A 9,226-nucleotide genomic window follows, 5' to 3' on the forward strand; every position below is an offset into this window, starting at 1 on the left:
CGACGACCGCCGGCCACCGTCCTTGGGGCGGGCTTATAGACGTTGGAGCGCCCGGCGTCAACGCCGTCAGCGCTGGCAGGACGGACAAAAGAAGGTGGATCGCCCCGACTGGCGAATCCGCAAGACCGTTCCATCGCAGCCCGGCCGTTGGCAGGGCTCGCCCTCACGATTGTAGACGGCGAAGCGGTGCTGAAAATAGCCCAGAGTACCATCGGTCCGCATGTGATCGCGCAGGGTCGAACCACCGGCTTCGATCGCCTCAGCGATGACGGCGCGGATCGCGGACGCCAGTTTCTCCGCCTCGTTCTGGTCGGCAAGCACCGAGGCTGGCCGGCGCGGATCAAGCCCGGCACGCCACAATGCCTCGCAGACATAGATGTTGCCGAGGCCGGTAACGACGGCCTGATCCAGGAGGGCCGCCTTCAGGGGCGTCCGTCTGTCGGCGAAGGCAGCCAGCGTTGCGGCCGCGAAAGCATTGGACGTCGGCTCGATGCCCAGCCCCGCGAGACGGGGATGCCGCTCCAGGTCGGTGGTTGGCAGAAGATCCATGAAGCCGAAGCGCCGGGGATCGTTGTAGACGACCGTCGCGCCGCCCTTCAGCTCGAAACGAACGTGGTCGTGGCGCACATCCCTCGATCTGGCAAGAGCGAAAGCGCCAGGCGAGGTTTGCGAACCCGGCGCACCAAGACCCTCTATCCTGAATGAGCCGGACATGCCGAGATGGGCGAGCAGCGTCTCGCCTCCCTCGATCTCCCAGAGAAGATATTTCGAGCGGCGACCGAGGCCGAGTATCCGCCGACCGGCGAGCCGTTCGACAAATCGCTCCGGAAAGGGATAGCGGAGCGCCGGCCGTGCCAACGTCACTGCCAAGACAACCGCCCCTTCGAGCACGGGCTGAAGGCCGCGCCGCACCGTCTCCACTTCCGGCAGTTCAGGCATTCCCAGACCTTCTCCTTTACGCATCGCCCCACCGCGCCGCCAACATAGCGCCCGCCGTTCTCTTCGGCTATGGTCGCGGGCGCGCCGCTGGCGCGAGACTTATGGCAGGACGGGACGGACGATGACGGACAACAGCACTTCCTTTGGTTTTCGCGAGGTCAACCCAGGCGAAAAGCAGGGCCTCGTCGACAGCGTCTTCCATTCGGTGGCCGGTCGCTACGACCTGATGAACGACCTGATGTCGGGCGGTCTGCATCGGTTATGGAAGGACGCCATGGTGTCCCGCCTCGCCCCGCCTCGTTCAGGGCGGCGACCGTTCAAGGTGCTCGACATGGCCGGCGGCACCGGAGACATCGCCTTCCGCATCGCCGAGCGGTCGAACCGCACCGCCGACATCACCGTCGCCGACATCAACTCCTCGATGCTGGAGGTCGGCCGCGATCGCGCGCGGGCGCGCGGGCTCGACAGAATCGAGTTCGTCGAGGCCAATGCCGAGGACCTGCCCTGGGCGGACGCCAGCTTCGATGCCTATACGATCGCCTTCGGCATCCGCAACGTACCCAAGATCGACAAGGCGCTCTCCGAAGCCTTTCGCGTGCTGAAGCCGGGCGGCCGCTTCCTCTGCCTCGAATTCTCGCATGTCGACGCACCGCTCGCCGACAAGGTCTACGACCTCTATTCCTTCCATCTGGTGCCGAAGATCGGCCGCGTCGTCGCCAAGGACGAGGAGAGCTACCGTTATCTCGTCGAATCGATCCGCCGCTTCCCGGACCAGGAACGCTTCAAGGCGATGATCGAGACGGCCGGCTTTTCCCGAGTCGGCTATACCAACATGACGCTCGGCGTCGTGGCGCTCCACGTCGGCGTCAAGATCTGACGCTCCTCAAGGAACCGCCCGTATGCTCCCCGTCGATATCGCTCGCCTCGTCCGCGCCTCCTGGGTGCTCGCCCGCGAGGGGGTGATCAACGCACTGCCGCTGCCTGAGCCGCGACCCTTCGCCGTATCCGCTGCGCTGCTTCTTGCCGGGGCAATCTGTCGGCGCGGCGCCGCCAGTCGCGCCGAACGGCTGTCCATCGCCTTTTCCCGTCTTGGTCCTTCCTACGTCAAGCTCGGCCAGTTCCTCGCCACCCGGCCCGACGTGGTTGGTGCCGCACTCGCGACCGATCTTGCCGAATTGCAGGATGCCATGCCGGACTTCGGCCTTGCCGGTGCCCGGGCGGTCATTGGAGACAGCTTCGGCCCGGAAGCGACCCGACTGTTTCCGGAGCTCGGCGGACCGATCGCGGCGGCATCGATCGCCCAGGTACACAAGGCAGCGGTGACCGACCGCGATGGCCGCCATGACGTGGCGGTAAAAGTGCTGCGCCCCGGCATCGGCCGACGCATCGCTTCGGACCTCGCCGGCTTCTATCTCGCCGCCCGATTGATCGAACGGCTTGCGCCAAGGGTCCGTCGCCTCCGGCCGGTCGCGGTGGTCGACACGCTTGCCCGTTCGCTGACGCTGGAAATGGATTTGCGCCTCGAAGCGGCGGCGCTGTCGGAGATGGCGCAGAATACGGCCGATGACGACGATTTTCGCGTGCCGACCGTCGACTGGAGGCGCACCAGCCGTTCGGTACTCACCATGGAATGGATCGACGGCATCAAGCTGTCGGATGTTACTGCGATCCGGGCCGCCGGCCATGATCTGCCGAAGCTCGCCGCCACGCTGCTGCAGTCCTTCCTGAGGCATGCGCTGCGTGACGGCTTCTTCCACGCCGACATGCACCAAGGCAACCTGTTCGTCGATGCTGCCGGACGGATCGTCGCCGTCGACTTCGGCATCGTCGGGCGCCTCGGCCCGCGCGAACGTCGCTTCCTCGCCGAGATCCTGCACGGGTTCATCACCCGCAACTACCGGCGCGTTGCCGAGGTGCATTTCGAGGCCGGTTACGTGCCGCCCGAACAGGAGCTGGAGACCTTTGCCCAGGCGCTTCGGGCGGTGGGCGAACCGCTGCACGGCGTTCCGGCCTCTGAAATCGCCATGTCGCGGCTGCTCAATCAGCTGTTCGAGACCACCGAGCTGTTCGCCATGCAGACGCGGCCGGAACTCATTCTCCTGCAGAAGACCATGGTGGTGGTCGAGGGGGTTGCGCGCAGCCTCGACCCCGATCTCGACATGTGGAAGGTATCCGAGCCGGTGGTCAGCACCTGGATCGCTCGCAACCTGGGCCCGATCGGCCGCATCGAAACGGCGGTGTCGGCGGCCGGCGATCTTCTCGCCCTCGCCCCGCGTCTGCCGCGCCTCTTCGACTCCATCGAGACGATCGCCGCCCGGACAGAGGCGGCCGACGAGAGTCGGCGCCGGCGCCGCTCGGTCGTCCTGCCGCTCTGGGTCGGCGCGCTGTCGCTGGCGGTGATCGCCGCCTCAAGCCTCGGTTGGCTCTGAGAACATCAACCCCGGGCCAGCGCAGCGAGACGATTCTCGTCGGTCACCGCAATGCGGCGGCGGGCGCTCTTGACGACGCCCTGTCCTTCCCAGGCGCTGAGCAACCGGCTGACCGTGTGCAACGTCGTGCCGGTCATCTCGGCGATATCCTGCCGGGTCAGCGGGAAGTCGATGAGGATGCTACCGTCGGGCTCCTTGCGTCCGGCGCGCCGGACGAGGCGCAGCAGTGCATGTGCGACTCGGCGCTCCACTTCCTCGGTCGACAGCTCCCGAATGCGGGTGTGAGCCTCCTGCAAACGTTCGCCGACGGCCTCCAGAGCGTTGAAGGCGAGAACCGGATTGAGGGCGACGAAATCCTGCCACTGCGAGGACATCCAGGCGAGAACGATGCTCTCGGTCACGGCCTCGGCGGTGGCCGGATAATCGGTGCGACGGATCGCCTTGGCAATGCCGAACACCTCGCCGGGCAGCACGTGGCGCACCACCACCTGTTCCCCGGACGGCGTGATCTGGATCACCTTGAGGTGGCCGTGGAGAAGCAGGTAAAACTCGTTGGCCGGCGCCCCCTGGCTAAACACAGGCTCGCCGGGCTCGACGGTGCGCACCTGCACGGTGGCGAGCACGGCGTCGAGGTTTTCTTCCGTCATGTCGCGAAACAGGTCGAAGCCACGGATCAGCGATCGGTCTAGCTTGCGGGACGCCATGGATAAACAACTCCTCTTGCCGCCCGTTATAGCAAAGCAGCCGTCGAGCGCCAGCCAGCCTGTCTTGCAAAGCAATAGCGACAGTCCCATCTTGGGAAGCCGGTTCCGGGGGCGGACCGCTTCGTTGACCGGACGGAGGAGACAAGGAACAGCCATGGCCTTTTTCGAGACGTTCCGGAAGCCGGCGGCCCTTCCGACGCCAGAAACGGCGCTGCCTGGCCGTACGCAGCCGATTGCCACCGCCGAAATCCATTTCGTCAATGGACGGCCGATGAAGGGGCCGATACCGGAAGGGCATGCCGTCGCCACCTTCGCGCTCGGCTGCTTCTGGGGCGCCGAGCGGCTGTTCTGGCGCCTGCCCGGCGTCTACCTGACCTCGGTCGGCTACAGCGGCGGCTTCACCGAAAACCCCACCTATGAAGAGGTCTGCTCGGGCCGTACCGGTCATGCCGAGGCGGTGCAGGTGGTGTTCGATCCGGATGCCGTCTCCTACGCCGAACTGGTGCGCCTGTTCTTCGAGAGCCACGACCCGACGCAGGGCATGCGCCAGGGCAATGATGTCGGCACCCAGTATCGCTCGGCGATCTTCGTGCATGACGGAGCCCAGCGCGCCGTGGCCGAGGCGGCACGCGACGCCTATGCCAAGGCGCTTGCCAAGGCCGGCCGGCCGGCAGAAATCACCACGACGATCGAACCGGCCGGACCCTATTATTTTGCCGAGGACTACCACCAGCAGTATCTCGCCAAGAACCCCAGCGGCTATTGCGGTCTCGGCGGCACGGGCGTCGCCTGTCCCATGCCCGGCGCCGGAGCACCATCTTGAGGGGCCGGCCCGACCTGCTCGTGTTATCCGGGTCGACGCGGGGCGGCAGCTACAACGGCCGTCTCGCGGCGCTCATGGCGCGCGAGCTGGCACTGCGCGATGCCGAGGTGCGGCTCATATCGCTCGCCGACTATCCGATGCCGCTTTATGACGGCGATCTGGAGGCGGAACGGGGAGTCCCCGAGCCGACCCTCAAGCTCGCGGATCTCATGATGGCGTCGCACGGCGTGTTCATCGCGTCACCGGAGTACAATCAATCGGTCACACCGCTCCTCAAGAACACCATCGACTGGCTGAGCCGCATCCGCGACGACCACTATAGCGGCCTATGGAAAGACCGTGTCTTCGCCATCGGCGCTGCTTCGCCCGGTCATTTCGCAGGCATCCGCTCGCTGATGCACCTGAGACTGATCCTGGAAAATGCTCTCGGTGCGCGAGTCCTCACGCAACAGGTGGCGGTGCCCTATGCCGAAAAGGCCTTCGACGAGCGAGGCAACCTTGCCAATGACAAGGCAGCCGCGCAGCTCGAACGCGTCTTCACCGCCCTGATCGATGAGGCAGCGCGCTTCACTTGATTCCTAGAGCGCTGATCGATCTGATTGAATCAGATAGGCGCCCTAAGCTCTTGTTTGCAATGCATCATCTTGTCGATCCTCGTTTCACTCCGGTCGGATGATGCTCTAATCCATGCGCGAGATGGCATGAAAGAAGCTGCCGCTCACGGTGCCGCGTCGCGACCCGTCCGGAGCAGACGCGCCACCATGAGCATCGGAAACGTCGGCGAGCGGCTCATCGCCGCCGGTGGCCAAGATCGAGGCGTAGTGGAACTCGTGGCCGCTGAGTACGGCACCCTCCGGCCCGAGCGGACCGTTTGAGAACAACCTTGCGCGCCGATAGCCGAGATGCAGGCGTCGCTTTTCGTAACTCGTTTCGAGGCCGAGCAGACCGGCCATGGCATGGCGGGTTCCGTCGGCGTCAACGAGCCCGGCACCGAGAACCATGTAGCCGCCGCATTCGCCATGCACCTGCTTGTCCGAGGCGAAGGCCCTGAGGCCGTCAAGGAAGCCATCCGCAGCCGCGAGGGCGCCGGCGTGAAGCTCAGGATAACCTCCCGGCAGCCAGCACACGTCGGCCGTGGGGTCGGGAGGCTCATTGGCAAGCGGCGAAAAGGGCAGGATTTCCGCTCCGGCCGCCCGCCAGGCCGCGAGATGGTGCGGATAGACGAAGCTGAAGGCGGCGTCGCGAGCGAGCGCGATGCGCTGACCGGGCGGCGGCAGGAGCGACGCGGGGCCGGCCACCGCCGGTGTCGTGCCGTCGCATAGGTCGATCAGGCGGTCGATGTCGACGTGACGGCCCACGAAATCGCCAAGCGCTTCGAGCCGATGGGCGAGATCGTCCGTCTCCTCCGCCTGGATGAGACCGAGGTGCCGCTCCGGCAACTCGACCGTCGTGTCGCGCGGCAATGCACCCAACACGGGGAGACCGAGCGCTTCGATCGCCTCGCCGCAGAGCCGGCGGTGCCGCTCGGAGCCCACGCGATTGAGCACCACGCCAAGGATGGTCAGGCGACGATCGAGAAGCTTGGCGCCCAGCGCGACGGCGGCAGCGGAGGTCGATTGGCCCGTCACGTCGAGCACCAGCAGCACCTTCAGACCGAGGGCGGCGGCAATGTCGGCCGACGATCCGGTCCGGCCGGACTCGTGACCGACGCCGTCGAAAAGACCCATCAGCCCTTCGGCAACCAGCAGGTCGGCGTCCTCGGCCTGCCGGGCGGCGAGTCCCATCACCTGCGCTGGCGTCATCGCCCAGCTGTCGAGGTTGACACCGGGCCGGCCGGCGGCGGCAGCGTGGAAGGCCGGGTCGATGTAGTCGGGGCCACACTTGACCGGTGCGACCTTCAACCCGCGGCGGGCGAGGGCGGCCATCAGCCCCAGCGACACCGTCGTCTTGCCGGCGCCGGAGCGCACCGATGCGATCAGAAAGCCTTTCATCGCCTCTCACCTTTCCCCCTTGACCCGATAGCAGACAGCGTCGACCTTGTCGCCCGAAAGGATCGGGCAGATCTATGGCGGACCTGGACAAGGAAGCGGACGGCGGAACGCCGCATCTGAGGCGCGGCTGGACCACCGGCAGCTGCGCCACCGCTGCGACGCGCGCTGCCTTCGAGGGCCTTGTCGCCGGCCGTTTCCCCGATCCCGTGACGGTGACTCTGCCGGGGGGGCAGACGCCGGCTTTTGCGCTGGCAACCACCGCTTCCGGCGAAGGCTGGGCGCGGACGGGCGTGGTCAAGGACGCCGGTGATGATCCCGACGTGACCCACGGCGCCCTTGTTCTCGCAACGGTCCGGCCGGCTCCGGCAGGCGCGGGCCTGGTGTTCCGGGCAGGCCCCGGCGTCGGCACCGTCACCCGCCCTGGTCTGCCGCTCGCCGTCGGCGAGCCGGCGATCAATCCGGTGCCACGCGCCATGATCGCCCGAACGCTCGACGAGGCGCGCGTCGCGATCGGCGGCCCCGAAGATGTCGAGGTGGAGATCTCGATCGAGAATGGTGAAAAGCTGGCCGAGCGGACGCTCAACGGCCGGCTCGGCATTATCGGCGGCCTTTCCATCCTCGGCACCACCGGCATCGTCGTGCCCTTCTCCTGCGCCGCCTGGATCGCCTCCATCCAGCGCGGCATCGACGTGGCGCGCGCCTCGGGCTTCATCCATGTCGCCGCCTCGACCGGCAACACGTCGGAACAGGCCGTGAAGGCGCTCCACCGGCTTGACGATGTGCAGCTGATCGACATGGGCGACTTCGTCGGCGGCACGCTGAAGTATCTCCGGAAAGCACCGGTGCCACGGGTGACTCTGGCGCTCGGCTTCGCCAAGTGCGTCAAACTCGGCCAGGGGCTTCTCGACCTTCATTCCAAGCGTGGGTCGGTCGACCTTGCGGCGCTGTCGTCGATCGCCGCCGACCTCGGTGGCAGCGACGAGCTCATTCGGGCCGTTGGCGACGCCAACACCGCCCTGGAGGCGCTGATGCTTTGCCGCGACGCCGGCATTCCCATCGCCGACGCGGTGGCCGAGCGCGGCTTTGCGACTGCCGCTACAGTGGTCGCCGGCAGCGGCATGGAACTGGAGGTCGTGCTCTTCGATCGAAACGGCGGGCTACTTGCCAGCACCGGTTTCAGACAAGCCTAGTCCTCACCCTCCCCGGCCCGCGAGTCTCGGCCCCGGAAACGGCGCTGATAATCGGCCGAGTAGAGAGCGCTCGCCCTGAACTCCTTGGCGCCGAGCACCTTGCCCACCAGGATGAGCGCCGTGCGCTCCATCGGCGCAGTCTGCAACTCGCCAAGAATGGTGGCGAGCGTTCCCTTGACGATCCGCTCGTCGGGCCAGCTCGCCCGATAGACGACGGCAACAGGGCAATCGGTGCCATAGTGGGGAACGAGTTCCTCGACGATACGGTCGAGAACATGGATGGAGAGATGCAGGGCAAGCGTCGCGCCGGTGGCGGCAAAGGCTGAAAGCTTTTCCTTCTCCGGCATGGCGGAGGCGCGGCCGGACGTGCGCGTCAGCACCAGGGATTGGCCAACTTCCGGCAATGTCAGTTCGCGCCCCAACGCCGCCGCCGCTGCGGCAAAGGCCGGCACGCCAGGCGTTACCGTGTAGGGAATGGCGTGCCTTTCCAGAAGCCGGATCTGCTCGCCGAGGGCGCTCCATACCGAGAGGTCGCCGGAGTGAAGCCGCGCCACATCCTCGCCATTCCGATACGCCCGGAGATATTCCGCCTCGATTTCTTCGAGCGACAACGGCGCCGTGTCGACGATGCGTGCGCCTTCTGGGCAATGGGCCAGGATGGCCGGCGGAATCAGCGAACCGGCGTAGAGGCAAACGGGAGAGGCGGCGATCAGGTCACGGCCGCGTAGCGTCAGAAGGTCGGGCGCGCCGGGGCCGGCGCCGATGAAATGCACGGTCATTCCAGTAACTCCTCGGCCACCGCAACGGTGATGCCCTCTTCGGCGCGGCGCGGAACGATCAGGCGGGCCCGGCCGTCAAAGGCAGCGAGCGCGGCGGCTTCCGCCACCGATGGGACGCCGAAGCGGGCGAGCGCGGCGGATGACGGCGTGACAATCCGGTCGGCCATGGCGGCGAGCGCCTCGCGGGACAGAAAAACGAGCGGCAACGCGAGGCTCTCGGCTGCCTCGCGCAGTCCGGCTTCGCCGCGCTTGTCCTCTATGGTGAAAAGGCCAATGGCAGGTGCCAACCCGGTTGTCGCAGCCCCGATCAGCCGGACGATCGGCTCAGCGGGAATGCCTTGGCGGCATCCGACACCAATGGCCATCCGGCC

The 9,226-nt window shown here is 66.6% G+C and carries 10 protein-coding genes; 5 read left to right on the forward strand and 5 right to left on the reverse strand.

Annotated elements, in window-relative coordinates; genetic code table 11:
- Nucleotides 1–66: 66 nt before the first annotated feature.
- Nucleotides 67–939, reverse strand: a complete 873-nt coding sequence (gene mutM / locus M4J39_RS15835) for a bifunctional DNA-formamidopyrimidine glycosylase/DNA-(apurinic or apyrimidinic site) lyase (RefSeq protein WP_251729377.1) — start codon at nucleotides 937–939, stop codon at nucleotides 67–69.
- Between the two features lie 121 nt (nucleotides 940–1,060).
- Between mutM and ubiE the strand changes: the two genes are divergently transcribed.
- Together ubiE and ubiB are read left to right on the forward strand one after the other, a co-directional pair.
- Nucleotides 1,061–1,816 carry a bifunctional demethylmenaquinone methyltransferase/2-methoxy-6-polyprenyl-1,4-benzoquinol methylase UbiE gene (gene ubiE, locus M4J39_RS15840; RefSeq protein ID WP_251729378.1) on the forward strand — a complete coding sequence of 252 codons (756 nt, stop codon included), beginning with the start codon at nucleotides 1,061–1,063 and terminating at the stop codon, nucleotides 1,814–1,816.
- A 22-nt stretch (nucleotides 1,817–1,838) separates the two neighbouring features.
- The gene (gene ubiB / locus M4J39_RS15845) at nucleotides 1,839–3,368 is read left to right on the forward strand and encodes a 2-polyprenylphenol 6-hydroxylase (RefSeq protein ID WP_251729379.1); all 1,530 of its coding nucleotides are present in this window, start codon (nucleotides 1,839–1,841) and stop codon (nucleotides 3,366–3,368) included.
- A gap of 5 nt (nucleotides 3,369–3,373) precedes the next feature.
- Here ubiB and M4J39_RS15850 read toward each other — a convergent pair whose 3' ends face one another.
- Nucleotides 3,374–4,072: a Crp/Fnr family transcriptional regulator gene (locus M4J39_RS15850; protein ID WP_251729380.1), complete on the reverse strand. Its 699-nt coding sequence runs from the start codon at nucleotides 4,070–4,072 to the stop codon at nucleotides 3,374–3,376.
- 154 nt (nucleotides 4,073–4,226) lie between these two features.
- Between M4J39_RS15850 and msrA the strand changes: the two genes are divergently transcribed.
- A complete protein-coding gene (msrA, locus tag M4J39_RS15855) occupies nucleotides 4,227–4,895 on the forward strand; it encodes a peptide-methionine (S)-S-oxide reductase MsrA (protein ID WP_251729381.1) in 669 nt (222 codons plus the stop codon).
- Nucleotides 4,892–5,470 carry an NADPH-dependent FMN reductase gene (locus M4J39_RS15860; RefSeq protein WP_251729382.1) on the forward strand — a complete coding sequence of 193 codons (579 nt, stop codon included), beginning with the start codon at nucleotides 4,892–4,894 and terminating at the stop codon, nucleotides 5,468–5,470. Before msrA ends, M4J39_RS15860 begins: the two co-directional genes overlap by 4 nt.
- A 105-nt stretch (nucleotides 5,471–5,575) precedes the next feature.
- Here the strand turns inward: M4J39_RS15860 and M4J39_RS15865 are convergent, their stop codons facing one another.
- Nucleotides 5,576–6,886: a cobyrinate a,c-diamide synthase gene (locus M4J39_RS15865; protein WP_251729383.1), complete on the reverse strand. Its 1,311-nt coding sequence runs from the start codon at nucleotides 6,884–6,886 to the stop codon at nucleotides 5,576–5,578.
- Between the two features lie 74 nt (nucleotides 6,887–6,960).
- Here M4J39_RS15865 and M4J39_RS15870 point away from each other — a divergent pair, with 74 nt between their 5' ends.
- The gene (locus M4J39_RS15870; RefSeq protein ID WP_251729384.1) at nucleotides 6,961–8,076 is read left to right on the forward strand and encodes a cobalt-precorrin-5B (C(1))-methyltransferase; all 1,116 of its coding nucleotides are present in this window, start codon (nucleotides 6,961–6,963) and stop codon (nucleotides 8,074–8,076) included.
- On the opposite strand, the gene cobM is transcribed toward M4J39_RS15870, so the two are convergent.
- A complete protein-coding gene (gene cobM / locus M4J39_RS15875; RefSeq protein ID WP_251729385.1) occupies nucleotides 8,073–8,855 on the reverse strand; it encodes a precorrin-4 C(11)-methyltransferase in 783 nt (260 codons plus the stop codon). The genes M4J39_RS15870 and cobM overlap by 4 nt on opposite strands.
- Nucleotides 8,852–9,220: a cobalamin biosynthesis protein gene (locus tag M4J39_RS15880; protein ID WP_251729386.1), complete on the reverse strand. Its 369-nt coding sequence runs from the start codon at nucleotides 9,218–9,220 to the stop codon at nucleotides 8,852–8,854. Before M4J39_RS15880 ends, cobM begins: the two co-directional genes overlap by 4 nt.
- Nucleotides 9,221–9,226 lie beyond the last annotated feature (6 nt).

It is taken from the genome of Pleomorphomonas sp. NRK KF1, assembly GCF_023721755.1.
Classification (GTDB): Bacteria; Pseudomonadota; Alphaproteobacteria; order Rhizobiales; family Pleomorphomonadaceae; genus Pleomorphomonas.

Excerpts from the sequence above, each read along its gene's own strand:
- ubiE (WP_251729378.1), top strand. The coding sequence starts at position 1,061 with ATGACGGACAACAGCACTTCCTTTGGTTTTCGCGAGGTCAACCCAGGC.
- mutM (WP_251729377.1), bottom strand. The coding sequence starts at position 939 with ATGCCTGAACTGCCGGAAGTGGAGACGGTGCGGCGCGGCCTTCAGCCC.
- cobM (WP_251729385.1), bottom strand. The coding sequence starts at position 8,855 with ATGACCGTGCATTTCATCGGCGCCGGCCCCGGCGCGCCCGACCTTCTG.
- msrA (WP_251729381.1), top strand. The coding sequence starts at position 4,227 with ATGGCCTTTTTCGAGACGTTCCGGAAGCCGGCGGCCCTTCCGACGCCA.
- ubiB (WP_251729379.1), top strand. The coding sequence starts at position 1,839 with ATGCTCCCCGTCGATATCGCTCGCCTCGTCCGCGCCTCCTGGGTGCTC.
- M4J39_RS15870 (WP_251729384.1), top strand. The coding sequence starts at position 6,961 with ATGGCGGACCTGGACAAGGAAGCGGACGGCGGAACGCCGCATCTGAGG.
- M4J39_RS15865 (WP_251729383.1), bottom strand. The coding sequence starts at position 6,886 with ATGAAAGGCTTTCTGATCGCATCGGTGCGCTCCGGCGCCGGCAAGACG.
- M4J39_RS15880 (WP_251729386.1), bottom strand. The coding sequence starts at position 9,220 with ATGGCCATTGGTGTCGGATGCCGCCAAGGCATTCCCGCTGAGCCGATC.
- M4J39_RS15850 (WP_251729380.1), bottom strand. The coding sequence starts at position 4,072 with ATGGCGTCCCGCAAGCTAGACCGATCGCTGATCCGTGGCTTCGACCTG.